Genomic DNA, 24,073 nt, shown 5'->3' with positions numbered 1-24,073 from the left:
GGGCATAGCTAACCGGGGCGGGAGCGGCGAGATGTTTGGCGATGCGTACTTTCTCCTCGCCTTCGGTAACCTCCAGTTCGGAGATACCCGACTCCTGGACGAGGTCAATCAGTTTCTTGAGCTTACGCAGATCCATGCTGTTCTCCGGACATGACGGGCCGCTGTTGCCGGCGGCCGTCTTGGACGACTAGTTTTTGTGTTCCCGCAGCCGCGGGAGTAGGAATTCGAGGGCCGCCATATAGCCATATGCACCCAATCCGCAGATCACACCCAGGGCCTTGTCCGAGAAATACGAGTGGTGGCGGAAGGGCTCGCGGGTATGGATGTTGGAAAGGTGCACTTCCACGTAGGGAATGCTGACAGCGGCCAGTGCGTCGCGCAGCGCCACGCTGGTGTGCGTGTAGGCGGCGGGATTGATGATGATGTAGTTCACCCCTTCCGCGGCTGCCGCCTGGGCGCGATCGATCAACTGGCCTTCGTGGTTGCTCTGGAACGATTCGAGGACGACGCCTTCCACGCGAGCGCGTGACTCCATTGCGGAATGGATGTCTGCGAGGGTGGTGTGGCCGTAGATATCAGGTTCACGGCTGCCGAGGAGGTTCAGGTTCGGGCCGTGGAGAGTGAGGATCCGGCCCTGGGGTGGTGGGGGCGGTTCCGTCTTTTGGCTGCGTTTTGGGCGCGTCATGGCGGCGAGTTTGCCGCAAATCGCAACAATCTGTCCAGCAGCGATTGGTACGCCGGAAGCGCTAGCTTGCCAGCAGCGGGCGGATTTTGCCTTCCAGTTCGCTGCGCTTCAAGACCCCCAGCTTTATGTTCGAAACCTTGCCTTGGCGGTCGATGATCACGGTGAAAGGCAGGGCCTGGGCTGTATTGCCGAAGAGGCTCGCAAGCCCGAGCGCCTGCGGGCCGGCGACCAGGAGAGGGTAAGGCATGGGCGTCGCTTGTTCGAACTTGAGGATGTTCGCGGCGGAGTCGATGCCGATGCCGATGAACTGCACGCCTGCGCCGGCATATTGCTGACTGACCTCGGCGAACTCCGGCATTTCCACCCGGCATGGGGCGCACCAGGTAGCCCAGAAATTCACCACCAGGACTTTGCCGCGCCACTGCTCCAGGGCTTGTTCATTGCCGTGGGCGTCCGGGAAGCGCTGCCTGAACAGCGCTTCGGAGGCTGCATCGAGGTCGGCTGGCGCCACGGCGACGCTGGACGGCTTGTCGGCTTCCGGTGCGAGCAGCGAGCGGCGCGCGAAGTCGCCGGCGATGGCCAGGGCGATGGCGGCACAGGCGATCCCGGCCCAAAGTGCGGTCTTCTTCATCAGGCGGGCTCGCTGGGGCGGGAGGTGTTGAGCAGGGCCTCGACCTGGCTGAGGCGCGCTCTCTCCTGGCTGCGGCGGCCGCTGCGCTCGGCGCCGGCGGAATACAGGGAGAGGCGCACCGGCACCTCGTTCCAGTCGAAGCTCAGTATCGCTTCCGGCGTATTCGGCGCGGGGCGCCGCGGCTCCCGGTGCTCATAGGGGAAATCCTGGTTCAGGAAGAAGATCTCGACTTCCTTGGCGCTCTCAGGGTAGGCCTCGATCTCCAACTCGGAATAGCGGCCGGCAGTACCGTCCAGCGCGCCGCCGGTCAAATAGGGGCGGAAGGGGGTGAGCAGACGCATGATCTCCACTGCCGCACTGCGCATCTCGAGCAACCGCTCGGCCTGTTCCTCGTCCTGGTATAGCGCTTGCCAGGCACGTAGCTCGGCCTCGATTTCGGCGTTGTTCGGCAGCGCCTCGGACTCGGTGGCGCCGAGTTGCCGCGCCGCCTTGCGCTTGGCGAAGCCGAAGTCGGCGATGCCGTCTTCGGCCATCATGCGGGCGGCCAGGGCTGCGATCTCGCGGCGGAGATTTCCGGTGCGGGGAGAGGCGGGGCGCGAAGGCATGGCTTGGGGGAGGCCGGATCGCCATCGGGTAGAATGGCGGCCATTCTACACGGGCCGGTTCGAAACGCATCCAGGCCTATCCGGAGTCTCCATGCACATCCATATCCTGGGTATTTGCGGCACCTTCATGGGCGGGGTGGCGCTGCTGGCGCGTGCGGCGGGCCATACCGTCAGCGGCTGCGATGCCAACGTCTATCCCCCGATGAGCACCCAACTGCAGGAGCAGGGCATCGGTCTGACCGAAGGTTATGACCCGGCGCAGCTTGAGCGTGGTGCGGACGTGTATGTGGTGGGCAATGCGATTTCTCGCGGCAACCCGCTGCTGGAGGCCATCCTGGACCGCGGTCTGCCTTATGTCTCCGGGCCGCAGTGGCTGGCCGAGCATGTACTCGCCGGCAAATGGGTGCTGGCGGTGGCCGGCACCCACGGCAAGACGACGACCACTTCGCTGCTGGCATGGATGCTGGAGGACGCCGGGCTTAATCCGGGTTTCCTGGTGGGCGGCGTGCCGAAGAATTTCGGCGTGTCGGCGCGGCTTACCGACTCATCCTTCTTCGTCATCGAGGCGGATGAATACGACACTGCCTTCTGCGACAAGCGTTCCAAGTTCGTCCATTACCGGCCGCGCACCGCCATCCTCAACAACCTTGAGTTCGATCACGCAGACATCTTTGCCGACCTTGCCGCCATCGAAACCCAGTTCCATCATCTCGTGCGCACCCTGCCGCGCAGCGGGCGCATCGTCGCCAATGCGCGGGAAGAGAGCCTCAAGCGGGTGCTGGCGCGTGGCTGCTGGTCCGAGCTGGAATGGTTCAACGACGCGGAGGGCTGGTCCGCCGCCGCGGGGGCGGACGAGGCGGAGGCTGTGTTCTCGCTGGCGGGGTGCGAGGTGGGGCGGGCCGGTTTTGCCCTGGCGGGCAGCCACAACCGGGAGAACGCGCTTGCCGCCATGGCCGCGGCTCGCCATGTCGGCATCACGCCGGCTCAGGCTGCGGTCAGCCTGGGGCGTTTCGAGGGCATCAAGCGCCGGTTGGAGCTGCGCGGCGAGGTAAGGGGCGTCAGCGTGTACGACGACTTCGCTCACCATCCGACCGCGATCGCGCTGACGCTGGATGGCCTGCGCCGCCGCCAGCCGCGCGGGCGCATCCTGGCGGTGCTGGAGCCGCGCTCGAACACGATGAAGCTGGGGGTGATGAAGGCGCAGCTGCCCGGCAGCCTGGCGGTTGCGGACGAGGTCTATTGCTATGCGGGCGGCCTGGGCTGGGACGCCGCGGAAACGCTGGCTCCGCTGGGAACTAAGGCGAGGGTGTTCGAGGATCTGGGCGCGTTGGTGGCCGCGGTGGCGGCGTCAGCCAGGGCGGATGATCATGTGCTGGTAATGAGCAACGGTGGCTTCGGCGGGGTGCATGGCAAGCTGCTGAGCGCGCTTGCCGGGTGAGACGCGGTTGCAGCGGGGCGGCAGGCGCCGCCCCGGCGGAGTTCAGCGGCTTTCGGTGTCGCTGCGCAGGCCGCGGTCGATCCGGCGGGCCTCGTCGTCACTGATGTACTCGAACACGCGTACCACCTTGCGCACGCCTTGGCTGGTACGGGCGATTTCGGAAGCGGCGTCGGCTTCGGCGCGGGTCACGAGGCCGAGCAGGAACACCACGTTGGCCTCGGTGACGACCTTGACGTGATTGGCCGAGAAGCGCTGGCTGTCAACGAAGCGGGCCTTCACGTTGGAAGTGATGAGCGTGTCGTTGCCGCGCGCGGTGAGCGAGGAATTCCCGGCGACGACCGCCTCATTGATGATGCCGCGCACGTTCTCGACGCCGGCTGCGATGCGCTCGATCTCCGCGCGCACGGAGTCGTTCGGAACTTCCCCGGTCAGCAGGACGTTGCGGTTGTACGAGGTGACGTTGATGTGGATGGCGTCGCCGAAGCGTTCCTTGAGGCGGCTGGAGGCCTTCCACTCGATGCCCTGGTCTTCCACGTAGGCGCCGCTGGTGCGGCGGTCTGTGGCAATCGCCGCGCCGGCCACCGCGCCGCCGGCCACCACCGGGAAGCAACCCTGCAGCAAGGGCAGCGAGCCTACGGCCAGCAGGCCGAGCATCAGGGTGCGGCGGCTGTTGGCGGGTCTCAGGCTAGTTTCCATCATCAGTCTTCCACTCCGAGTAAGAGGCAATCGATGCCGTCGCACAGGCAGTGCAGGGCCAGCAGATGAACCTCCTGGATGCGTGCCGTGCGGTCGGCGGGAACGCAGATGTGGATGTCGTTCTCGCCGAGTAGTTCGTTCATTTTGCCGCCGCCCTTGCCGGTCAGCGCCACCACCCGCATCTCGCGCTCATGGGCGGCGCTGATCGCGTCGATCACGTTGGGCGAATTGCCGCTGGTGGAGATCGCCAGCAGTACGTCGCCCGGTTGCCCCAGCGCCCGCACCTGCTTGGAGAACACCTGTACGTAGTCGTAATCGTTGGCGATCGAGGTCAGCGTAGAGGTGTCGGTGGTGAGCGCGACGGCGGCCAGCGGCGGGCGCTCCATCTCGAAACGGTTGACCAGTTCCGCTGCGAAGTGCTGCGCATCCGCCGCCGAGCCGCCGTTGCCGCAGGCGAGGATCTTGCCGTTGTTGAGTAGGCTGCCGGTCATCGCCTCAACCGCCTGGGCAATCGGCCCGGCCAGCCACTCGATGGCGGCGAGCTTGGTTTGGGCGCTGTCTTCAAACTGGCGGGAGATGCGGTCGATGAGGTCCATGGTCGGGGACGGTGGTGCGATCGGGGGCGAAAGTCTAGCACGCAGGGCGAGGTCGGCTCGGCAGCCTGCCGGGCCCCGGCGAATAGGTAGTGTGCCTCCTCCGCGCCGGGAGGCTGCGGGAATTACCGCAGCTTACGCTTTGTGCGCCTTGGTGATCGTCAGTGGGCCTGGGGAGGGCGCCCGGCCCGGCTCAACCGGCGTCGAAGGCGGCACGCAACCACACTGGCGCAGGTGGCGCCAGCGTATCCAGCAGCACCGCGTCGAAGCGGCAGGGGCGGTGGGCATGCTTGCGGCCCATGCCCTGCAGCCAGTGCTGGGCGGCCAGGATGACGCGGCGCTGCTTGGTCGGTGTGATGCTCTCGGCGGCGCCGCCGAAGCGGTTGTTGCCGCGCAGTCGTACCTCGATGAAGACCAGGGTGTCGCCATCGAGTCCGATGAGGTCCACTTCGCCGCCCCGGCAATGCACATTGCGCTCCAGCAGGCGCAGGCCCTGCTTGCCCAGGAAGGCGGCGGCGATTTCCTCCGCCGCGCGGCCGCGGGCTTGCGCGGGCGTCGGCTGGGCGCCCACAATCGGCGCCCGCTCCCCCTTTCGGCTGCTGCTCATGACTCTCCCCTCCGCCACCGGCGCATCGCCGCTTTCCAGGACGCCGTCATTGTATGTGGTGGCCACGCCACTCGGAAACCTGCAGGACATCACGCTGCGGGCGCTGGCGGTGCTGCGAGAGGTGGGCATGATTGCCGCCGAGGACACCCGTCACAGCCAGCGCCTGCTGGACGCCTGCGGTATCAAGACGCGCCTGCTGGCGCTGCATGAACACAACGAGCAGCGGGCGGCGACGCAACTGATCGAACACCTGGAGGCCGGCAAGCACATTGCACTGATCACCGATGCCGGTACGCCAGCGGTCTCCGACCCGGGGGCCAGGGCGGTGGCGCAAGTGCGCGCCGCCGGGCATCCGGTAGTGCCGGTGCCGGGGCCGAGCGCGGTGGCGGCGGCGCTGTCGGTTGCCGGTTTCGTTGCCGAGGCAGGCTTCCGCTTCGTCGGCTTCCTGCCGGCCAAGCAGGCGGCGCGGCGGGCGCAGATCGCCTCCCTGCGGGATGATGCCGCTGTGCTTGTTTTCTACGAGGCACCTCACCGCGTTTGCGAATGCGTGGCCGATCTTGCTGCGGAACTCGGCGCGGAGCGCGAGTTGCTAGTGGCGCGGGAGATGACCAAGCTGCACGAAGAAATCGCCCGTATGCCGCTGGGCGACGCGGCGGCCTGGTTTGCGGCGGACAGCAACCGGGTGCGCGGCGAGTTTGTGCTGGCGGTGGCCGGGGCGCCCAAGCGCGAAGGCGTGCATGGCGAGGCCGAGCGGGTGCTGAGCCTGCTGCTGGCCGAACTGCCGTTGAAGACGGCGGCCAAGCTTGCGGCCGAGATCACGGGAGCGTCGCGAAACGCGCTCTACAGCCGTGCGCTCGAACTCAAGCAGGGCTGAAGCCCGCCTATAATCCGGCTTTGCCAAGCTGAACGCCTCGAGAGATGTCCGCATGAACACCCTGACCCTGACCCGCCCCGATGACTGGCATTTGCATGTGCGCGACGGCGCCGCCCTGGCTGCAGTGGTGCCGCACACTGCGGAGCGTTTCGGCAGGGCGCTGATCATGCCTAACCTGAAGCCGCCGGTTGTCACTACTACCCAAGCACTGGCCTATCGAGATCGCATCCTGGCGGCGGTGCCGGCGGGCAGCAGCTTCCAGCCGCTGATGAGCTTGTATCTCACCGACAACATGCCGGCGGACGAGATCGACCGCGCCAAGGACAGCGGCCACATCATCGCCGCCAAGCTCTACCCGGCCGGGGCAACGACCAATTCCGACGCCGGCGTCACCGCCATCGAGAAGATCTACCCGGTGCTGGAGCGGATGGAAGCGCGTGGCCTGGTGCTCTGCGTGCATGGCGAAGTGGCAGGCGATGTGGATACCTTTGACCGCGAGCGGGTGTTCATCGAGAAGGTGTTGTCGCCGCTGGTGCGCCGCTTCCCTGCTCTGAAGGTGGTGTTCGAGCACATCACCACCGCGGAGGCGGCGCAGTTCGTCCGCGCTGCGGGCGGTAACGTTGCTGCCAGCGTTACCCCGCAGCATCTGCTGTTCAATCGGAATGCGCTTTTCGCCGGTGGTATCCGGCCGCACCATTACTGCCTGCCGGTACTCAAGCGCGAGACTCACCGGCTGGCGCTGGTCGAGGCGGTCGCCTCGGGCAGCAGCCGCTTCTTCCTGGGTACCGATTCCGCGCCCCACGCCCGTAGCACCAAGGAGACGAGTTGCGGCTGTGCCGGGTGCTACTCCTCGCACGCCGGCATCGAGTTGTATGCGGAACTGTTCGATTCGGTGGGGGCGCTGGACCGTCTCGAAGCCTTCGCCAGCCTCAACGGCGCGGCCTTCTATGGACTGCAGCCGAACCCGGACAAGATCACCTTGCGGCGCGAGAGCTGGACGGTGCCTGCCGCCTACGATTACCTGCCGGGCGATCCGTTGGTGCCGCTGCGTGCCGGCGAGTCGCTGGGCTGGAAGATGGCCGCCTGAGGCTGCCCCGGTTTACGCCGCGACCCTGCCGAGACCTCCCATGACCTCCCCTCTGCCGCGCATCCTGTTCGCTCTGGCCGCTCTGCCGCTGCTGGCGGCCTGCGAGAACAACGCCACCGCTTATTCCATCGACGGCAGCCAGCATGCGCTGATCCTGGTGCGCGAGCAGCGCTGGCTGTGGGACAGCAGCGTGGGGCAGGCGGTGGTGGCGTCCCGTCTCCCGGATTGCCAGCGCAAGGTCACCATACATCCGGGGCCGACGGTGATGGAGGAGATGCAGGTGTATGAGGCGGGTGACCGTCTGTGGGCACTGCACCAGGGCAATCGCTGGTACCTGGCTGGGACCGATCGCTGTCTGGTGCAGGATTGGGATAATCCCGGCGGCCAGCCGCCGGGGCCGCTGGTGGGGCGCTTTCAGCTGCGTGACGGCGCCCCCGCCTTTACCCGGGAGCAAACGCCCGCCGCACAATGAAGACCCGGATTTGCGCCTGCGCCGCGTATAATCCGTCGCGGGAAGTTCGCCAGGCAGTCGCTGCGTACCTCGGTGCGTGGAGGAAAGTCCGGGCCCCGTAGAGCAGGATGCCGGCTAACGGCCGGGCGCCGTGAGGCGACGGAAAGTGCAACAGAAAGCAAACCGCCGATGGCCAGATCTGCCGCCGCAAGGCGGCAGCGTCTTTTGGAGTGCAAGCTCCGGCACAGGTAAGGGTGAAACGGTGGGGTAAGAGCCCACCGCAGGACTGGCAACAGGACCTGGCACGGTAAACCCCATCCGGGGCAAGGCCAAATAGGGGAGCATTGGCGTGGCTCGCGTCGCTCCCGGGTAGGCTGCTAGAGCGGCGCGGTAACGCGTCGCCCAGAGGAATGACTGCCCGATGCCGTTGGTGCAAGCCGCGGCGTTCGACAGAACCCGGCTTATCGGCGAACTTCCCAATTCGCTTTCTCTTCCCTTCGTTCGAAGGCGCTGCTTCCGGCGCCACCGAGGCCGTTTCTGGCCTCGTTTCCCACTTTTCTCCACTTTGGCGTTCCGGTTGGCGTGCGCATTGCCCAGGCCGCGCCGCTTTGTCCTATTTGCCTTGTTTTTCAGGGGCTTCGACGCACTTCTGAAGGTGGCGTTAAGTCATTGTGTAACAACGGAAAACCCTGGGTGTCTCGCTTGACCGTGCACTAGCTTTGCTCTAGAGTGGGGCTTAGTGGTGAAAAGTGGGTGAACGTGGACAAAACCGCGTCACCCTTCCGGTTCAGGGGGGAAAATGTTCCAGGGAGCCAGCGCGCTCAGTCTCGATGCGAAGGGTCGCCTTGCGATTCCGGCGCGGCATCGTGACGCGCTGACGCCGGACGGCGCTCCGCTGGTGATGACGGTGCACCCGCACCGCTGCCTGCTGGTCTATCCCCTGGCCGCCTGGGAGCCCATTCGCGACCAGATCACCCGCATGCCCGGCATGGACCAGGGCACGCTCACCTTCAAACGCATGCTGATCGGTTTTGCCCAGGAAGAAGTCCTGGACGGCGCCGGCCGGGTGCTGGTTGCCCCCTCGCTGCGCAAGTTCGCCGAGTTAGACAAGCAGGTCTGGTTGGTTGGCCAGGGCAGTCATTTCGAACTGTGGTCCGACGAAGGCTGGCAGCGTCAGCAGGACGCCATGCTGGCGCTGGCTGGCGGCGAGTTGCCGCCGGGCCTCGAGAGCCTCGTTCTGTGAGTGGCCCGCTCTCCCATGTCACCGTTCTGCTGGCCGAGGCTGTGGAGGCGCTCGCCGTGAAGCCTGACGGTATCTACGTAGATGGCACCTTCGGCCGGGGTGGGCACAGCCGCGCGCTGCTCGCCCGCCTGGGCGAGCATGGCCGTCTCATCGCTTTCGACCGCGACCCCGCCGCCATCGAGGCCGGCAAGGCGCTGGCCGACGCCAGGCTGACCCTGGTGCATGCACCTTTCAGTGCGCTGGACGAGGAACTGAGTCGGCTGGGCGTGGCGCAGGTGGATGGCGTGCTGCTCGACCTGGGGGTGTCTTCGCCGCAACTGGACGATGCCAGCCGGGGGATGAGTTTTCGCTTCGATGCGCCGCTGGACATGCGCATGGATACCAGCCGCGGGCAGACCGCGGCGGAGTGGCTGGCGGAAGCCTCCGTCGCCGAGATTACGGAGGTGCTGAGAGATTATGGGGAAGAACGGTTTGCTTATGCGATTGCAAAGGCGCTTGCAGCTGCTCGGGCAGGGGGGGCTGTTGCGACCACTGGACAACTTGCCGCGATCGTGGAGAAAACGGTCCGGACACGCGAGCCGGGGCAGCATCCAGCGACGCGCAGCTTCCAGGCTCTACGGATTTTCATCAATCAAGAGCTCGAAGAGCTGAGCAAGGTGTTGCCGGCTTGCGTGGAGCGCTTGCGGGCGAGCGGCCGGCTGGTGGTCATCAGTTTCCATTCGCTGGAAGACCGCATCGTGAAGCGCTTCATGCGTGACGAAGCCCGGCCGCCGCAACTGCCCTCTCGCCTGCCGGTGCGGGCGAGCGAGTTGCCGCAGCCGCGGCTCTTGCTGGTGGGCAGGGCGGTGCGCCCGGGCGAAGCCGAGGTCGCTGCCAATCCGCGCGCGCGCAGCGCGGTGATGCGGGTTGCCGAACGCGCGGAGGCCGCATGATCCGTTTCGATGCCCTGCTCGTGGCCCTGGTGGTTGCCAGTGCGCTCGGCGTGGTTGCCGCCCAGCACCAGGCGCGCAAGCTCTTCACCGAGCTGGAGCGCCAGCAGGCGCGTTCGCACGGCCTGGAGGTGGAGTGGGGGCAGCTGCAACTGGAGCAGAGCACCTGGGCGGCGCACGCCCGGGTGGAAAAGCTGGCGCGTGAAAAGCTCGGCATGCGGCCGCCGGTTTCGGCGCAGGTCATCGTGGTGGAGCCGCAGTCGTGAGCAAGCAGCGTCCTGTCACCTTCAACCACAATCCGCTGCTGAAGCGTGAGTTGCCGGCCTGGCGTCCCCGCTTCGTGCTGCTCGCCCTGCTGGGTTGCTCGCTGGCCCTGGTGGGCCGCGCGGCCTACCTGCAGGGCATTAACAACGCCTTTCTGCAAGCCAAGGGCGAGTCGCGCTATGCGCGAGTGATCGAGGTTCCGGCCACTCGCGGCCGCATCACTGACCGCAATGGCGACATGCTGGCGGTCAGCACGCCAGTGCGTTCCGTGTGGGCGATTCCCGCCGACGCCAAGCTGGAGCCGGCGGATGCGCGCAGGCTCGCGGCGCTGCTGGAGATGAACGTTGCGGAACTGAACGACAGGCTGTCCAGCGGTCGTGATTTCGTCTATCTGAAGCGCCAGCTGTCGCCGGACCTGGCGGAGCGGATTGCCGCACTGAAATTGCCAGGCATCCATCAGCAGCAGGAATACCGCCGGTATTACCCGGGCGGCGAGGTGACCGCCCACATGTTGGGTTTCACCGGCGTCGAGGACAAAGGCCAGGAAGGCATCGAGCTGGCCTACGAGAAGATCCTGGCCGGCGCGCCGGGCTCGCGCCGGGTGATCAAGGACAGGCGCGGCCAGATCGTGGAGGACGTCGAGTCCATCCGCCCGCCGCGCGAGGGCGAAGACGTAGTGCTGTCCATGGACGGCAAGATCCAGTATCTCGCCTACACCGCGCTGCGCGACGCCATGCAAGAGCACAAGGCGAAGGCCGGTGCCGCGGTGGTGCTGGACGCCCGCACCGGCGAGGTACTGGCGCTGGCGAACGCGCCCACCTTCAACCCGAACAACCGCAGCAACCTCACCGGCGCGCAGCTGCGCAACCGCGCTTTCACCGATGCCTTCGAGCCCGGCTCGGTAATGAAGCCCTTCATCGTCGGCATGGCGCTGGAGCGCGGCAAGGTGAAGCCGACCACTGTGATCGATACCGCCCCCGGCCGGATGACCATAGGTACCGCCACCATCTCCGACTCGCACCGCATGGGTGCGCTGACCGTGGCCGAGGTGATCCAGAAGTCGTCCAACATCGGCACGGTGAAGATTGCGCTGCAGTTCTCGCCGGACGAGATGTGGCACCTGTTCGAGCAGCTGGGTTTCGGCGCGCCGTTGAACCTCGGCTTCCCCGGCGAAACCGGCGGCCGTGTGCGGCCGGCCAAAACCTGGCGGCCGATCGAGCAGGCCACCATGTCCTATGGCCATGGCATTTCGATGAGCCTGATCCAGATCGCGCGTGCCTATATGGTCTTCGCTCGCGATGGCGAACTCATTCCGCTGTCCCTGACCAAGCTGGACGGTCTGCCCTCCAATGGCCGACGCGTGTTCTCGCCGCAGACGGTGAAGGAGATGCGCGCCATGCTGGAGACGGTGACCGAGGCAGGCGGCACTGCTACCCGCGCCAACGTCGCGGGTTACCGCGTGGGCGGCAAGACCGGTACCGCGCTCAAGATCGAGGGGGGCGTCTACACCAAGAAGTACGTGGCGTCCTTCGTCGGTTTTGCCCCGGCCTCCAACCCGCGGCTGGTCGTGGCGGTGATGATCGACGAGCCCACCGCCGGCGGCTACTACGCCGGCACGGTGGCCGGCCCGGTGTTCTCACGCATCATGGAAGGTTCGCTGCGCACGCTGGGCATTGCGCCGGACAAGCCGCTGGCGCCGTTGCAACTGGCGCGCAAGCCGGGCGAGGCCATCACCGCCACCCAGGCGCGGGAGAACATGTGAGCACGCCCGCCCTCATGCTCCTCGACGAGTTGCGCAAGGCCGGGGTGACGCCGACTGGCATTACCGCCGATTCCCGGCGCGTCGGTGCTGGCGACGTCTTCGCCGCCTGGCCCGGTTTCACCACCGATGGCCGTCGCTATCTGCGCGCCGCGGTGGAGAAGGGCGTCGCCGCGGTGCTGTGGGAGAACGGCGACGGCTTCCAGGCTGAAACGCTGCCGGTGCCCTCGCTGCCGGTCACCGGGCTGCGCGAGTTGTCCGGCCATGTGGCGGACGAAATCTATGGCCGCCCCTCCGCCCACCTGTGGCTGGCGGGCGTCACCGGCACCAATGGCAAGACCACGGTGAGCCAGTGGCTGGCGCGAGCGCTGGAAGACCTGGGTACCCGCTGCGGCATCGTCGGCACCCTGGGCTGCGGTTTTCCCGGTCAGCTGGAGGCGGGCGCCAACACCACGCCGGATGCGCTGGAATTGCACCGCATGCTGGCCAGCTTCCTGGCCGCCGGTGCCGGTGCCGCGGCGATGGAGGTGTCCTCCATCGGCCTGGACCAGGGACGGGTGAACGGTGCGCGCTTCGACGTCGCCATCTTCACCAACCTAACCCGCGACCATCTGGACTACCACGGCACCATGGAGGCCTACGCGGCGGCCAAGGCCAGGTTGTTCGCGCTGCCGGGAATCTCCACTGCGGTCATCAACTTCGATGACGGCTTCGGCCTCTACCAAGCCCGCCGCCTGGCGGATGCAGGGACCGAAGTCATCGGCTACACCCAGGTCGCCTCCAATGCCACCGCGGTGGCCGGTGCCCGGGTGCTGGTGGCGGATCGGGTGCAGACCTCGGCCGCCGGCCTGCGCTTTGCCCTGCTATGGGAGGGTGAAAGCGCCGAGATGCAGGTGCGCATGGTCGCGCCCTTCAACGTCTCCAACCTGCTGGCGGTCATCGGCGCCTTGCTCGCCCGTGGCATTCCACTGCCGGAAGTGCTGGCGGTAGCCGGCCGGCTCACGCCGCCGGAAGGCCGCATGCAGTTGGTCGGCGGTGTCGGCGAGCCGCTTGTGGTCATCGACTACGCCCACTCGCCGGATGCGCTGGCCAAGGTGCTCGAGGCGGTGCGGGAAACCGCCCACGCCCGCGGTGGCCGGCTTACCTGCGTGTTCGGCTGCGGTGGCGACCGCGACCCCGGCAAGCGGCCGATGATGGGCGAGGTGGCGCGACAGCTCGCCGACCGCATCGTCGTCACCAGCGACAACCCGCGCAGCGAAGACCCGGCGGCGATCGTCGAGGCGGTGGCGGGCGGTGCCGGCGCCGCTGCCGAACGCATCATCGACCGTGCTGAGGCGATACGCGCGGCCATCGGTGCAGCCGGCGCGGATGACGTCATCGTTGTTGCCGGCAAGGGGCACGAGCCCTACCAGGAAATTCACGGCAAGCGCCTGCCGTTCTCCGATCTGGAGCAGGCCCGGGCGGCGCTCGCAGCATGGAACACCACGGGGCCGACGTCATGATGACGCTGCAGGAAGCTGCAAAGGAACTCTCCAGCCGGGCCGCGCAGGCGCAGGGCGACCCGCGCTTTGACAGCGTGGGCACGGACAGCCGGGCGATACAGCCGGGCCAGCTCTTCGTCGCGCTGCGCGGCGAACGTTTCGACGGCCATGATTTCGTGCTGGCCGCGCTACAGGCGGGCGCCGCTGCCGCCATGGTGGACAGCGCCTGGCGCGCGGAAGGCGATTACGCCGCGCTGCCGCTGCTGGTGGTGGACGACACCCGGCTGGCGCTGGGGGCCCTGGCAGCAGGCTGGAGGGCGCGTTTCGCCATTCCGCTGCTGGGTATTACCGGCAGCAACGGCAAGACCACCGTCAAGGAAATGTGCGCCGCCATCTTCCGCGCCCAGGCGCGCCTGGAGGGCTACGGTGATGAGGCGGTGCACGCCACCCGTGGCAACTTCAACAACGACATCGGCCTGCCGCTGACGCTGCTGGCGCTGGCGCCGGTGCATCGCGCCGCAGTGATCGAGATGGGGATGAACCATCCGGGCGAAATCGGCTATCTGACCCGCCTCGCGCGTCCGACCGCCGCATTGGTGAACAACGCCCAGCGTGCCCATCTGCTCGGACTGGGCAACCTGGCCGAAGTCGCGCGCGAGAAGGGCACGATCTACGACGGCCTGGGCGAGGACGGGGTCGCGGTGGTGAATGCCGACGACGCCCATGCCGCTTACTGGCGCACGCTCAATGCCGGCCGGCGGATTGTGACATTCGGTATCGATGCGGCGGCGGAGGTACAGGGCCGGTGTACCCTCCACGGCCTCGGCTCGCGGCTCGAAATCGACACGCCGCAGGGAAAGATAGACATCTCGCTCCAGGTTCCCGGTTTGCATAACGCGCGCAATGCAGTTGGCGCGGCGGCGCTCTGCCTCGCCGCCGGAGCCACGCCGGAAGCCATCGCCGCCGGGCTGGCCGCTTATGCCGGCACCGGCGGCCGCCTGCAGCGCCGCCCCGGCCCCAAGGGCTCCACCGTGCTGGATGACAGCTACAACGCCAACCCGGACTCTATGCGGGCCGGCATCGACGTGCTGGCGTCCACGCCGGGTCGCAAGGTGCTGGTGCTCGGCGACATGGGCGAGGTCGGGGATGCCAGCGCACAGGTCCATGACGAAATCGGCGGCTATGCCAAGAGCAAGGGCGTCGACCTGCTGTACGCCCTGGGCGACATGAGCGCGGTGGCCGTGGGCAACTTCGGCGACGGCGGCCAGCATTTCGCCGACCCGGAAGCACTGGTCCAGGCCCTGCTGGGATACCTGGATACGGACACCGTGGTGTTGGTGAAAGGCTCGCGTTTCATGCGTATGGAGCGGGTGGCGGACCGACTTGCGGCGCTGCACAATGGCGCCCCCCAAAAGGACTCGGATTCGTAAATGCTGCTCGAACTCGCCCTCTGGCTTGGCCAGGACATCCGTGGTTTCAACGTCTTCGGCTACATCACGCTGCGCACGGTGCTGGCCGCGCTGACCGCGCTGGTGATCTCCCTGGTGGCCGGCCCTGGCGTCATCCGCTGGCTGGCGGCGAAGAAGATCGGCCAGGCGGTGCGCGACGACGGCCCCAAGTCGCACCTGACCAAGGCCGGAACGCCCACCATGGGCGGCGCGCTCATCCTCATCGCCATCGCCATCACCATCCTGCTGTGGGGCGACCTGCGCAACGCCTACGTCTGGGTCACCCTGCTGGTCACACTGGGCTTCGGTGCGGTGGGCTGGGTGGATGACTGGCGCAAGGTGGTGCACCGCGACCCCAAGGGCCTGCCGAGCCGCTGGAAGTACCTGTGGACCTCGCTGATCGCGCTGGCTGCGGCGATCTTCCTCGGCATGACCGCCGACACCCCCAGCCACACCGAGCTGATCGTGCCCTTCTTCAAGGCAATAGCTTATCCGTTGGGCATTTTCGGTTTCATCGCACTGACCTATTTCGTCATCAATGGCACCAGCCACGCGGTGAACCTCACCGACGGCCTGGACGGCCTGGCCATCATGCCCACGGTGATGGTGGCCGGCGCACTGGCCATCTTCGCCTACGTCGCCGGCCACGCCGGTTTCTCCAAGTACCTGGGCGTGCCCTACATCGCCGGTGCGGGCGAGCTGGCGGTGTTCTGCGGCGCGATCTGCGGCGCCGGCCTTGGCTTCCTGTGGTTCAACGCCTATCCGGCGGAAGTCTTCATGGGCGATGTCGGCGCGCTGGCGCTGGGCGCCGCGCTGGGGACGATGGCGGTCATCGTCCGCCAGGAGATCGTGCTCTTCATCATGGGTGGCCTGTTCGTGGCCGAGACCCTGTCGGTGATGGTGCAGGTGCTGTACTTCAAGGCTTCCGGCGGCAAGCGCATCTTCCGCATGGCGCCGCTGCATCACCACTACGAATTGAGCGGCTGGAAGGAAACGCAGGTGGTGGTCCGCTTCTGGATCATCACCCTGATGCTGGTGCTGTTCGGGCTGTCGACGCTGAAACTGAGATGAGCTCTCTCGCGGGCAAACACGTTCTGATCCTGGGGCTGGGTGAATCCGGCTTGGCGATGGCGCGCTGGTGCGCCAGGCAGGGCGCACGCCTGCGCGTGGCCGACAGCCGCGCCCAGCCGCCCGGGCTGGACGTGCTGCGGGCGGAAGTGCCGGGTGCCGAGATCATCACTGGCGCTTTCGACGTCGCGGTGTTGAACGGAATCGAGCTGGTGGCCGTCAGCCCCGGCCTGGATACCCGCGCCGGCGTGGTGCCGGAAGCGCGTCGCCGTTGCATTGAAGTCACCGGCGAGATGAGCTTGTTCGCGCAGGCGCTGGACGAAGCGGGCGTACGCGGACAGACGCGCATCCTCGCCATCACCGGCACCAATGGCAAGACCACCACCACTGCGCTCACCGCCGCGCTGGCCGCGTCCGCCGGCCTGGACGCGGTGGCTGCCGGCAATATCAGCCCGGCAGCGCTGGATGTGCTGATGAGCCGGCAGGACACCAGCCGGCCGTGGCCGCAGTGCTGGGTACTGGAGCTCTCCAGCTTCCAGATCGAGACCCTGCACGGCCTGAATCCGGAGGCGGCGACGGTGCTGAACGTGACCGACGACCATCTCGACCGCTACGCCGACCTCGCCGACTACGGCCGCACCAAGGCCCGCATCTTCCAGGGCCAGGGCGTGCAGGTGCTGAACGCCGATGACGACCATGTGGTTTCCATGCAGCTGCCCGGGCGCAAGGCCATCCGTTTCGGCCGCGGAGCTCCGGCTGCCGGCGATTACGGTCTGCTCGACAAGGACGGCCAGACCTGGCTGGCCCGCGGCGACGATGCGCTGATCCCGCTGGATGCGCTGCCGCTGGCCGGCCTGCACAACGCGGTGAACGCGTTGGCCGCGCTGGCCCTTTGCGAGGCCGGCCTCGGTCTGGCGCCGGCCAGCCTGCTGTCGGCGCTGCGCTCTTTCCACGGCCTGCCGCACCGGGTTGAACTGATCGCCGAGCGCGCGGACGGCGTGCGTTTCTACGACGACTCCAAGGGAACCAACGTCGGCGCCACCGTTGCCGCGCTGGAAGGCCTGGGCCGCAAGGTGGTGCTGATCGCCGGCGGCGACGGCAAGGGGCAGGACTTCTCGCCGCTGAAGCCGGTGCTGGCCCGGCATGCCCGCGCCGTGCTGCTCATCGGCCGCGATGCCGCGTTGATTGAGAAGGCGGTGGCTGGCAGTGGCGCAGCGTTGGAGCATGCGGCCGACCTGCCGACCGCGGTACGGCGTGCCAATACCCTGGCCCAGCCGGGCGATGCGGTGCTGCTGTCGCCGGCCTGCGCCAGCCTGGACATGTTCCGCAACTACGCCCACCGCGCCCAGGTCTTCATCGACGCGGCGCGGGCGCTGCCGCAAGTGAGCCCGCGATGAAGCTCGGTGCCCTCTCCGGCTTTTTCGCTTCCCGCAGCGCGCCGATCGGCAGCGAGACCAGTCGCGCGGTCAATCGCCTGATGCCGCCGGGCGCGGCGGTGCGCGAGCTGGACCTGCTGCTGATCTGGTCCGCCGTCGGCCTGCTGCTGCTCGGCCTGGTGATGGTGTATTCCGCCTCCATCGCCATTGCCGAAGGCAGCCGCTTCACCAATTACCAGTCGCATTACTTCCTGATGCGGCACTCGGTGTTCCTCGCAGTCGGCATCGGCTTCGGGCTGGTCGCCTTCCAGCTGCCGATGACGCAGTGGCAGCGTCTGGCCTTGCCGCTCTTCGTCGGCGGCGTGGTGCTGCTGATCGTGGTGCTGATTCCCGGCATCGGCCGCGAGGTAAACGGCGCCCAGCGCTGGCTCTCGCTCGGGCCGGTGAACCTGCAGCCTTCCGAGTTGATGAAGATCTTCGCCGCGCTGTACGCCGCCGACTACACGGTGCGCAAGCTAGACGCGATGAGCAGCTTCAAGCGTGGTTTCCTGCCGATGATGGCGGTGATCCTGTTCGTCGGCTTCCTGCTGCTGCGGGAGCCGGACTTCGGCGCCTTCGTTGTCATCACCACCATCGCCTTCGGCGTTCTCTTCCTTGGCGGAGTGAACGTGCGGGTGTTCGCGCTGCTGGCAGTGTTCGCGATCATCGGTTTCATCATCCTCATCTGGACCTCGCCCTACCGGCGCGAGCGCATCTTCGGCTTCATGGACCCCTGGCAGGACGCCTTCGGCAAGGGCTATCAGCTCTCCCACGCATTGATCGCCTTCGGCCGTGGCGAGTGGTTCGGCGTCGGCCTGGGCGCCAGCGTGGAGAAGCTCTTCTACCTGCCGGAGGCGCACACCGACTTCCTGCTGGCGGTGATCGCCGAGGAGCTGGGTTTCGCCGGCGTGGTGCTGGTGGTCGGGTTGTTCGCCATGCTGGTGCAGCGCGCCTTCGTCATCGGCCGCGAGGCGATCAAGCTGGAGCGCTACTTCTCCGGCCTCGTCGCCCAGGGCATCGGTCTGTGGATGGGCGTGCAGTCCTTCATCAACATGGGCGTGAACATGGGCTTGCTGCCCACCAAGGGCCTGACGCTGCCGATGATGAGCTTCGGCGGTTCCGGCATCGTCGCCAACTGCGTTGCCCTGGCGATCCTGCTGCGCATCGACTGGGAGGTGCGGCAGATGAAGCGGGGGGCGGGCTCGTGAAGACGCTGATGGTCATGGCCGGCGGCACCGGTGGCCACATCTTCCCCGGCATCGCGGTGGCCGAGGCGCTGCGCGAGAAGGGCTGGCGCATCGTCTGGATGGGCAACCCGGACGGCATGGAGGCGCGCATCGTGCCGGCGCGCGGTTACGACACCGCCTGGGTGCGCTTTGGCGCGCTGCGCGGCAAGGGCCTGGTGCGCAAGCTGCTGCTGCCGCTGAACCTGCTGTCCGGTTTCTGGCAGGCGCTGCGCGAGCTGCGCCGGGTGAAGCCGGACGTGGTGCTGGGCATGGGCGGCTACATCACCTTTCCTGGCGGCATGATGGCGGCGCTCGCCGGCCGGCCGTTGGTGCTGCACGAACAGAACTCGGTGGCCGGGCTGGCCAACCGGGTGCTCGCCGGCGTCGCCGACCGGGTGCTGTCCGGTTTCCCTGGCGTGCTGAAGAAAGCCGGCTGGGTGGGCAACCCGGTGCGCGCCGAGATCGCCGCGGTGGCGACGCCGGAGGCGCGCTTCGCTGGCCGCGAAGGCCCGCTCAAGGTGCTGGTGGTCGGCGGCAGCCTGGGCGCGGCAGTGCTAAATGAAACCGTGCCGCAGGCGCTGGCCCGTCTGCCGCGGGAGCAGCGTCCGCAGGTGGTGCACCAGGCGGGCGAGAAGCAGATCGAAGCGCTGCGGGCGGCTTACGCCGGCGCCGGCGTGGAGGGCGAGCTGCGCCCCTTCATCGACGACATGGCAGCGGCCTATGCGGAGGCGGATCTGGTGATCTGCCGCGCCGGCGCGCTCACCGTGGCGGAGCTGGCGGCAGTCGGCGCCGCCAGCCTGCTGGTGCCTTTCCCGCACGCGGTGGACGACCACCAGTCGGGCAACGCCCGCTTCCTGGCCGACCGCGGCGCGGCCTACCTGCTGCCGCAAACTGAACTCAACGCCGAACGACTGGCCGGCATTCTCGCCAGTCTCGACCGTCCGCGCCTGCTGCAGATGGCGGTCCATGCCCGGGCGCAGGCCAAGCCGCGCGCAACCGAGGCGGTGGCCCGCATCTGCGAGGAACTGGCTGCGGGGGGAAAAGCATGAAGAAGCACAGCAACAGCCAAGGTCCTATTTCTCGCCGGGCGGTATCTGCCGCGCGGCCCTCGCTTTGCGGGAGCTGCCGTGAAGCATAAGGTCAGACACATCCATTTCGTCGGCATCGGCGGCTCCGGCATGAGCGGCATCGCCGAAGTGCTGGTGAACCAGGGTTTCACCGTCAGCGGTTCCGACCTCGGCGACAACGCCGCGGTACGCCGGCTGAAGGCCATGGGCGCGCGGGTGGTGCTTGGCCACGATGCCGGCAACGTCACCGGCGCGGACGCGGTTGTGGTGTCCACCGCGGTGAAGGAAGACAACCCGGAAGTGATGGCGGCGCGCGAGGCGCGGGTGCCGGTGGTGCCGCGGGCGCAGATGTTGGCCGAGCTGATGCGGCTCAAGCAGGGCATCGCCATCGCCGGCACCCACGGCAAGACGACCACCACTTCGCTGGTCGCCAGCATCCTCGCCGAAGGCGCGATGGACCCCACCTTCGTCATCGGTGGTCGGCTGAACGCCGCCGGCGCCAATGCGCGCCTGGGCAAGGGCGACTTTCTGGTGGCGGAGGCGGACGAGTCCGATGCCTCATTCCTGATGCTGAGCCCGGTGATCTCGGTGGTGACCAACATCGATGCCGACCACATGGACACCTACGGCCACGACTTCGGCCGCCTCAAGCAGGCCTTCGTCGACTTCCTGCAGCGCCTGCCCTTCTACGGCGTGGCGGTGCTGTGCGACGACGATCCGCAGGTGCGCGAGATCATCCCGCAGGTTTCCAAGCAGGTGGTGCGCTACGGTTTCGGCGAAGGCGTGAATTTCCGCGCCGAGAACGTCCGCGCCGAGGGCAGCCGCATGCTGTTCGACGCGGTGCGCATCAACGGCACCACCACCCGGCTGCCGATCAGCCTGAACCTGCCGGGTCGGCACAACGTGCTCAATGCCCTGGCCGCCATCGCGGTGGCCACCGAAGTGCAGGTGCCGGACGCAGCCATCGTCAAGGCGCTGGCGGAGTTCCGCGGCGTCGGCCGGCGCTTCCAGCGCTACGGCGAGGTGGCGGCCAGCAGTGGCGGCAGCTTCACTCTGATCGACGATTACGGCCACCACCCGGTGGAGATGGCGGCCACCATCGCCGCCGCCCGCGGCGCCTTCCCCGGTCGCCGGCTGGTGCTGGCCTTCCAGCCGCACCGCTACACCCGCACGCGCGACTGCTTCGAAGACTTCGTCAAGGTGCTGTCCTCGGTGGATGCGCTGCTGCTGGGCGAGGTCTATGCCGCCGGCGAGCAGCCGGTGGTGGCGGCGGACTCCCGTTCCCTGGCGCGCGCGCTGCGCGTGGCCGGCAAGGTGGAGCCGGTGTTCGTCGAGGATATCGCGACGATGCCGCAGGCGATTCTGGACGCCGCGCGCGACGGCGACGTAGTGATGACCATGGGTGCGGGCAGCATCGGCGCGGTGCCGGGCAAGCTCGCCAGCAGCGAGGAACTGGTGTGAGCGCGCACTTCGGCAAGGTAGCGGTTCTGTTCGGCGGCGCGTCCGCCGAGCGCGAGGTGTCCCTGATGTCCGGGAAGGCGGTGCTCGCCGCGCTGCAGGGCGCCGGCGTGGATGCGCACGCCTTCGATCCGGCCGAGCGCGACCTGCATATTCTGAAGGAAGAAGGTTACGACCGCGTGTTCATCGCCCTGCATGGCCGTGGCGGCGAGGATGGCACGGTGCAGGGCGCGCTGGAGCTGATGGGCATCCCCTACACCGGCAGCGGCGTGATGGCCTCGGCGCTGTCCATGGACAAGTGGCGGACCAAGATGGTGTGGCTGGCCAACGGCTTGCCCACTCCGCGCTACGCCATCCTGGAAGCGGATACCGACTGGGACGCGGTGGTGCGCGAGCTTGGCCTGCCCATCTTCGTCAAGCCGGTGCATGAAGGCTCCAGCATGGGCGCGACCAAGGTCACCGAAGCCGGCCAACTGCGTGCGGCCTGGGAACTGGCGGCGCGCTATGACAGCCTGGTGATCGCCGAGGAGTTCATCACCGGCGCCGAGCTGACCGCGCCCTTCCTGGACGACCGCGCCCTGCCGCTGGTGCGCATCGTCGCGCCCGACGGCAACTACGACTACCAACATAAGTACTTCACCGACGACACCCGCTACGACTGCCCCTGCGGCCTGCCGGAGGCGGAAGAGCAGACGCTGCAGGCGCTGGTGATGAAGAGCGCGCGGGTGCTGGGCTGCCGCGGCTGGGGCCGGGCCGACCTGATCCTGACCGAGGACGGCCGCCCCTACCTGCTTGAGATGAATACCTCGCCGGGCATGACCGGCCATTCGCTGGTGCCGATGTCGGCCCGCGTCGCCGGAATGTCTTTCGAGGGGCTGTGCCTCGCCATCCTCGCGGAGAGCCGCCTTGGCTGAAGTCCGTTCCCGCTCCGCCAACGCTGCAGCACGCCCCGCCGGGCGGGCCGCGGCCGCGCGCGCGAAGGAAAACGGCATCTGGCACCGGCCGGCGTTGCTCAACCTCTTCTCCGACCTGCTGATGCTGTTCGCCGCTATCGGCCTCGGCTGGGCGCTGGTGACCTGGTTCGTTACCCGCCCGCTGTTCCCGCTGCGCGAGGTGGTGGTCACCAGCGAGCCGGAGCAGGTCACCGCCTCGCAGCTGGAGTACGTCGCCCGCACCGCGATCCACGGCAATTTCTTCACCGTCGACCTGGAAACGGTGCGCTCCGCCTTCGAGAAGCTGCCCTGGGTGCGCCGTGCTGAAGTCCGCCGCCGCTGGCCGGACGGGCTGGAGCTGAAGATCGAGGAACATCAAGCAGTCGCCTACTGGACGGTCTCCGACAGCGGCGATAGCCGCTTGGTGAACCGCCAGGGCGAGGTCTTCACCGCCGCCAGCAACGCACCGATGCCGCAGTTCTCCGGCCCGCAAGGGTCGGCCGGCTGGCTGCTGGCGCGTCATGCCGAATTCTCCGCCGCGGTGCAGCCGCTGGGCGCCAAGCTGGTCGGCCTCGCCCTGTCTGCCCGCGAAGCCTGGCAACTGACGCTGGATAACGGCCTGGTGATCATGCTCGGCCGCGAGCAGGACAAGTCGCCGCTGGACAAGCGCCTGGCCCGCTTCGTCGCCGCCTGGCCGCGGGTCAAGGACAACATCGGCGTACAGGTCGCGGTTGCAGACCTGCGCTACCCGAACGGATTCGCTTTGACCCCCACCGACGCCACACCCGCTGCGAAAGGCAAGAAATGAGCAAGGAATACAAGGACCTGATCGTCGGTCTCGACATCGGCACCGCCAAGATCACCTGCATGGTGGCGGAGCTGCGGCCCGATGGGCGGCTGAACGTGGTCGGCCTGGGTACCCAGCCCACCAACGGCCTGAAGCGCGGCGTGGTGGTGAACATCGAGGCGACGGTGGATGCGATCTCCCGGGTGATCCAGGAGGTCGAGCTGATGGCCGACTGCAAGATCCACGATGTCTATACCGGCATCGCCGGCAGCCACATCAAGAGCTTCAACTCCAACGGCATGGTGGCGATCAAGGACAAGGAGGTCACCCCGCTGGACGTGGAGCGGGTGATAGAGGTTGCCCGCGCGATGCCCATCCCGGCGGAGCAGCAGATCCTGCACATCCTCACCCAGGAATTCATCATCGACGGCCAGGGGGGCGTGCGCGAGCCCATCGGCATGAGCGGGGTGAAGCTGGAGGTGAAGGTGCACATCGTCACCGGCGCGGTGTCCGCCGCCCAGAACGTGATCAAGTGCGTGCGCCGCTGCGGGCTGGAGGTGATGGACCTGATCCTGCAGCCGCTGGCTTCCAGCTACGCGGTGCTGACCGAGGATGAGAAGGAGCTCGGCGTGTGCCTGGTGGACATCGGCGGCGGCACCACCGACATCGCGGTGTTCACCCAGGGCGCCATCCGCCATACCGCGGTGATCCCGGTCGCTGGCGACCAGATCACCAACGACATCGCCATGGCGCTGCGCACGCCGACGGCCGAGGCCGAGGAGATCAAGATCCACCAGGGCGTAGCCATGCACCAGTTGGCCGACCCGGAAGACATGATCGAAGTGCCCGGTGTGGGCGATCGGCCGCCGCGCAAGCTGTCGCGCCAGGCGCTGGCTGATGTGATCGAGCCGCGGGTGTCGGAGCTGTTCGAGCTGGTGCAGGCGGAACTGCGCCGCAGCGGCTACGAAGAGCTGCTGTCGTCCGGCATCGTGCTGACCGGCGGTTCATCCGTCATGCGCGGCATGGTCGAACTGGGCGAAGAGGTGTTCCACATGCCGGTGCGCGTCGGTTCGCCGCAGTACGACGGTGGCCTGGCCGACGTGGTCTGCCAACCGCGCTACGCCACCGCCATGGGGCTAGTGATGGAAGGTGCCGCACAGCGCCGCCGCGGCATACAGGCGCGGGAGACGCGTTCGGTGCGGCAGATCTTCGGCCGCATGAAGTCCTGGTTTGAAAAGAATTTCTGATCCGGCGGAGGGCCGTCGGGTCATTTGAATGACTACCTGTTGCTGATGCCGTATTTAGTAGTAGACTTTTCTGCTAGTACTA

The 24,073-nt window shown here is 67.4% G+C and carries 24 protein-coding genes, 1 other RNA gene and 1 pseudogene; 19 read left to right on the top strand and 7 right to left on the bottom strand.

The genetic code is table 11. From position 1 onward, the window contains the following. The 4 genes and pseudogenes from GRF61_RS24710 to GRF61_RS03105 form a co-directional block, all read right to left on the bottom strand. Positions 1 to 136, bottom strand: a pseudogene (locus tag GRF61_RS24710) (acetyl-CoA carboxylase biotin carboxyl carrier protein); the annotation flags it as partial. 51 nt (positions 137 to 187) lie between these two features. Continuing rightward, on the bottom strand, positions 188 to 685 hold the full coding sequence (gene aroQ, locus GRF61_RS03115) for a type II 3-dehydroquinate dehydratase (RefSeq protein ID WP_169149258.1): 498 nt from the start codon (positions 683 to 685) through the stop codon (positions 188 to 190). 61 nt (positions 686 to 746) lie between these two features. Then, a complete protein-coding gene (locus GRF61_RS03110) occupies positions 747 to 1,316 on the bottom strand; it encodes a TlpA disulfide reductase family protein (protein WP_169149257.1) in 570 nt (189 codons plus the stop codon). Beyond that, positions 1,316 to 1,852: a hypothetical protein gene (locus tag GRF61_RS03105; protein ID WP_248281080.1), complete on the bottom strand. Its 537-nt coding sequence runs from the start codon at positions 1,850 to 1,852 to the stop codon at positions 1,316 to 1,318. Before GRF61_RS03105 ends, GRF61_RS03110 begins: the two co-directional genes overlap by 1 nt. Positions 1,853 to 2,012: 160 nt before the next feature. Between GRF61_RS03105 and mpl the strand changes: the two genes are divergently transcribed. Beyond that, positions 2,013 to 3,359, top strand: a complete 1,347-nt coding sequence (mpl, locus tag GRF61_RS03100; protein WP_169149255.1) for a UDP-N-acetylmuramate:L-alanyl-gamma-D-glutamyl-meso-diaminopimelate ligase — start codon at positions 2,013 to 2,015, stop codon at positions 3,357 to 3,359. Between the two features lie 42 nt (positions 3,360 to 3,401). Here mpl and GRF61_RS03095 read toward each other — a convergent pair whose 3' ends face one another. The 3 genes from GRF61_RS03095 to GRF61_RS03085 all read right to left on the bottom strand — a co-directional run bounded on the left by GRF61_RS03095 (position 3,402) and on the right by GRF61_RS03085 (position 5,255). Beyond that, on the bottom strand, positions 3,402 to 4,055 hold the full coding sequence (locus tag GRF61_RS03095; protein WP_169149268.1) for a BON domain-containing protein: 654 nt from the start codon (positions 4,053 to 4,055) through the stop codon (positions 3,402 to 3,404). Between the two features lie 2 nt (positions 4,056 to 4,057). Next, positions 4,058 to 4,651, bottom strand: coding sequence for a phosphoheptose isomerase (locus GRF61_RS03090; RefSeq protein WP_169149254.1), 594 nt, complete (start codon positions 4,649 to 4,651; stop codon positions 4,058 to 4,060). A 190-nt stretch (positions 4,652 to 4,841) separates the two neighbouring features. Next, positions 4,842 to 5,255 carry a YraN family protein gene (locus GRF61_RS03085; RefSeq protein ID WP_169149253.1) on the bottom strand — a complete coding sequence of 138 codons (414 nt, stop codon included), beginning with the start codon at positions 5,253 to 5,255 and terminating at the stop codon, positions 4,842 to 4,844. Here GRF61_RS03085 and rsmI point away from each other — a divergent pair. The 18 genes from rsmI (at position 5,254) to ftsA (ending at position 23,991) form a co-directional block, all read left to right on the top strand. Then, the gene (rsmI, locus tag GRF61_RS03080) at positions 5,254 to 6,129 is read left to right on the top strand and encodes a 16S rRNA (cytidine(1402)-2'-O)-methyltransferase (RefSeq protein WP_169149252.1); all 876 of its coding nucleotides are present in this window, start codon (positions 5,254 to 5,256) and stop codon (positions 6,127 to 6,129) included. The two genes, GRF61_RS03085 and rsmI, sit on opposite strands and share 2 nt — an antisense overlap. A gap of 52 nt (positions 6,130 to 6,181) precedes the next feature. Then, positions 6,182 to 7,216, top strand: coding sequence for a dihydroorotase (gene pyrC / locus GRF61_RS03075; RefSeq protein WP_169149251.1), 1,035 nt, complete (start codon positions 6,182 to 6,184; stop codon positions 7,214 to 7,216). 40 nt (positions 7,217 to 7,256) lie between these two features. Next, the gene (locus GRF61_RS03070) at positions 7,257 to 7,688 is read left to right on the top strand and encodes a hypothetical protein (RefSeq protein WP_169149250.1); all 432 of its coding nucleotides are present in this window, start codon (positions 7,257 to 7,259) and stop codon (positions 7,686 to 7,688) included. Between the two features lie 41 nt (positions 7,689 to 7,729). Then, positions 7,730 to 8,147: RNase P RNA component class A (rnpB, locus tag GRF61_RS03065), an RNA gene on the top strand. Between the two features lie 319 nt (positions 8,148 to 8,466). Next, positions 8,467 to 8,910, top strand: coding sequence for a division/cell wall cluster transcriptional repressor MraZ (mraZ, locus tag GRF61_RS03060; RefSeq protein ID WP_133591776.1), 444 nt, complete (start codon positions 8,467 to 8,469; stop codon positions 8,908 to 8,910). Next, positions 8,907 to 9,842, top strand: a complete 936-nt coding sequence (rsmH, locus tag GRF61_RS03055) for a 16S rRNA (cytosine(1402)-N(4))-methyltransferase RsmH (protein WP_169149249.1) — start codon at positions 8,907 to 8,909, stop codon at positions 9,840 to 9,842. The genes mraZ and rsmH overlap by 4 nt, the downstream gene beginning before the upstream one ends. Then, positions 9,839 to 10,105, top strand: a complete 267-nt coding sequence (ftsL, locus tag GRF61_RS03050; protein ID WP_169149248.1) for a cell division protein FtsL — start codon at positions 9,839 to 9,841, stop codon at positions 10,103 to 10,105. Before rsmH ends, ftsL begins: the two co-directional genes overlap by 4 nt. Beyond that, a complete protein-coding gene (locus GRF61_RS03045) occupies positions 10,102 to 11,865 on the top strand; it encodes a penicillin-binding protein 2 (protein ID WP_169149247.1) in 1,764 nt (587 codons plus the stop codon). Before ftsL ends, GRF61_RS03045 begins: the two co-directional genes overlap by 4 nt. A gap of 14 nt (positions 11,866 to 11,879) precedes the next feature. Further along, on the top strand, positions 11,880 to 13,364 hold the full coding sequence (locus GRF61_RS03040) for a UDP-N-acetylmuramoyl-L-alanyl-D-glutamate--2,6-diaminopimelate ligase (RefSeq protein ID WP_169149267.1): 1,485 nt from the start codon (positions 11,880 to 11,882) through the stop codon (positions 13,362 to 13,364). Continuing rightward, entirely contained in the window at positions 13,361 to 14,773 is a 1,413-nt protein-coding gene (gene murF / locus GRF61_RS03035; RefSeq protein WP_169149266.1) for a UDP-N-acetylmuramoyl-tripeptide--D-alanyl-D-alanine ligase, read from the top strand. Before GRF61_RS03040 ends, murF begins: the two co-directional genes overlap by 4 nt. Then, positions 14,774 to 15,862 carry a phospho-N-acetylmuramoyl-pentapeptide-transferase gene (gene mraY / locus GRF61_RS03030; RefSeq protein ID WP_169149246.1) on the top strand — a complete coding sequence of 363 codons (1,089 nt, stop codon included), beginning with the start codon at positions 14,774 to 14,776 and terminating at the stop codon, positions 15,860 to 15,862. After that, entirely contained in the window at positions 15,859 to 17,256 is a 1,398-nt protein-coding gene (murD, locus tag GRF61_RS03025) for a UDP-N-acetylmuramoyl-L-alanine--D-glutamate ligase (RefSeq protein ID WP_169149245.1), read from the top strand. The genes mraY and murD overlap by 4 nt, the downstream gene beginning before the upstream one ends. Further along, positions 17,253 to 18,482, top strand: a complete 1,230-nt coding sequence (gene ftsW / locus GRF61_RS03020) for a putative lipid II flippase FtsW (RefSeq protein ID WP_211165700.1) — start codon at positions 17,253 to 17,255, stop codon at positions 18,480 to 18,482. The genes murD and ftsW overlap by 4 nt, the downstream gene beginning before the upstream one ends. Further along, positions 18,479 to 19,549: an undecaprenyldiphospho-muramoylpentapeptide beta-N-acetylglucosaminyltransferase gene (murG, locus tag GRF61_RS03015; protein ID WP_169149244.1), complete on the top strand. Its 1,071-nt coding sequence runs from the start codon at positions 18,479 to 18,481 to the stop codon at positions 19,547 to 19,549. Before ftsW ends, murG begins: the two co-directional genes overlap by 4 nt. 78 nt (positions 19,550 to 19,627) lie before the next feature. After that, entirely contained in the window at positions 19,628 to 21,028 is a 1,401-nt protein-coding gene (murC, locus tag GRF61_RS03010) for a UDP-N-acetylmuramate--L-alanine ligase (protein ID WP_169149243.1), read from the top strand. Beyond that, complete coding sequence (locus tag GRF61_RS03005; protein ID WP_169149242.1) at positions 21,025 to 21,939, top strand: D-alanine--D-alanine ligase; 915 nt, start codon at positions 21,025 to 21,027, stop codon at positions 21,937 to 21,939. Before murC ends, GRF61_RS03005 begins: the two co-directional genes overlap by 4 nt. Continuing rightward, entirely contained in the window at positions 21,932 to 22,765 is an 834-nt protein-coding gene (locus GRF61_RS03000; protein ID WP_169149241.1) for a cell division protein FtsQ/DivIB, read from the top strand. Before GRF61_RS03005 ends, GRF61_RS03000 begins: the two co-directional genes overlap by 8 nt. Further along, positions 22,762 to 23,991, top strand: coding sequence for a cell division protein FtsA (gene ftsA / locus GRF61_RS02995; protein ID WP_169149240.1), 1,230 nt, complete (start codon positions 22,762 to 22,764; stop codon positions 23,989 to 23,991). The genes GRF61_RS03000 and ftsA overlap by 4 nt, the downstream gene beginning before the upstream one ends. The last annotated feature ends 82 nt before the right edge of the window (positions 23,992 to 24,073 follow it).

This window comes from Azoarcus sp. TTM-91 (assembly GCF_012911025.1).
GTDB lineage: Bacteria > Pseudomonadota > Gammaproteobacteria > Burkholderiales > Rhodocyclaceae > Azoarcus.
This window is presented reverse-complemented; position numbering and strand designations above follow the sequence as displayed.

What these genes read in the sequence shown, in the direction of transcription:
- GRF61_RS03105 (WP_248281080.1), bottom strand. Translation starts at nt 1,852, where the DNA reads ATGATGGCCGAAGACGGCATCGCCGACTTCGGCTTCGCCAAGCGCAAG.
- mraZ (WP_133591776.1), top strand. Translation starts at nt 8,467, where the DNA reads ATGTTCCAGGGAGCCAGCGCGCTCAGTCTCGATGCGAAGGGTCGCCTT.
- GRF61_RS03095 (WP_169149268.1), bottom strand. Translation starts at nt 4,055, where the DNA reads ATGGAAACTAGCCTGAGACCCGCCAACAGCCGCCGCACCCTGATGCTC.
- murD (WP_169149245.1), top strand. Translation starts at nt 15,859, where the DNA reads ATGAGCTCTCTCGCGGGCAAACACGTTCTGATCCTGGGGCTGGGTGAA.
- aroQ (WP_169149258.1), bottom strand. Translation starts at nt 685, where the DNA reads ATGACGCGCCCAAAACGCAGCCAAAAGACGGAACCGCCCCCACCACCC.
- mraY (WP_169149246.1), top strand. Translation starts at nt 14,774, where the DNA reads ATGCTGCTCGAACTCGCCCTCTGGCTTGGCCAGGACATCCGTGGTTTC.
- murF (WP_169149266.1), top strand. Translation starts at nt 13,361, where the DNA reads ATGATGACGCTGCAGGAAGCTGCAAAGGAACTCTCCAGCCGGGCCGCG.
- GRF61_RS03085 (WP_169149253.1), bottom strand. Translation starts at nt 5,255, where the DNA reads ATGAGCAGCAGCCGAAAGGGGGAGCGGGCGCCGATTGTGGGCGCCCAG.
- rsmI (WP_169149252.1), top strand. Translation starts at nt 5,254, where the DNA reads ATGACTCTCCCCTCCGCCACCGGCGCATCGCCGCTTTCCAGGACGCCG.
- pyrC (WP_169149251.1), top strand. Translation starts at nt 6,182, where the DNA reads ATGAACACCCTGACCCTGACCCGCCCCGATGACTGGCATTTGCATGTG.
- GRF61_RS03090 (WP_169149254.1), bottom strand. Translation starts at nt 4,651, where the DNA reads ATGGACCTCATCGACCGCATCTCCCGCCAGTTTGAAGACAGCGCCCAA.
- ftsW (WP_211165700.1), top strand. Translation starts at nt 17,253, where the DNA reads ATGAAGCTCGGTGCCCTCTCCGGCTTTTTCGCTTCCCGCAGCGCGCCG.
- GRF61_RS03040 (WP_169149267.1), top strand. Translation starts at nt 11,880, where the DNA reads ATGCTCCTCGACGAGTTGCGCAAGGCCGGGGTGACGCCGACTGGCATT.
- ftsA (WP_169149240.1), top strand. Translation starts at nt 22,762, where the DNA reads ATGAGCAAGGAATACAAGGACCTGATCGTCGGTCTCGACATCGGCACC.
- ftsL (WP_169149248.1), top strand. Translation starts at nt 9,839, where the DNA reads ATGATCCGTTTCGATGCCCTGCTCGTGGCCCTGGTGGTTGCCAGTGCG.
- mpl (WP_169149255.1), top strand. Translation starts at nt 2,013, where the DNA reads ATGCACATCCATATCCTGGGTATTTGCGGCACCTTCATGGGCGGGGTG.
- GRF61_RS03070 (WP_169149250.1), top strand. Translation starts at nt 7,257, where the DNA reads ATGACCTCCCCTCTGCCGCGCATCCTGTTCGCTCTGGCCGCTCTGCCG.
- GRF61_RS03110 (WP_169149257.1), bottom strand. Translation starts at nt 1,316, where the DNA reads ATGAAGAAGACCGCACTTTGGGCCGGGATCGCCTGTGCCGCCATCGCC.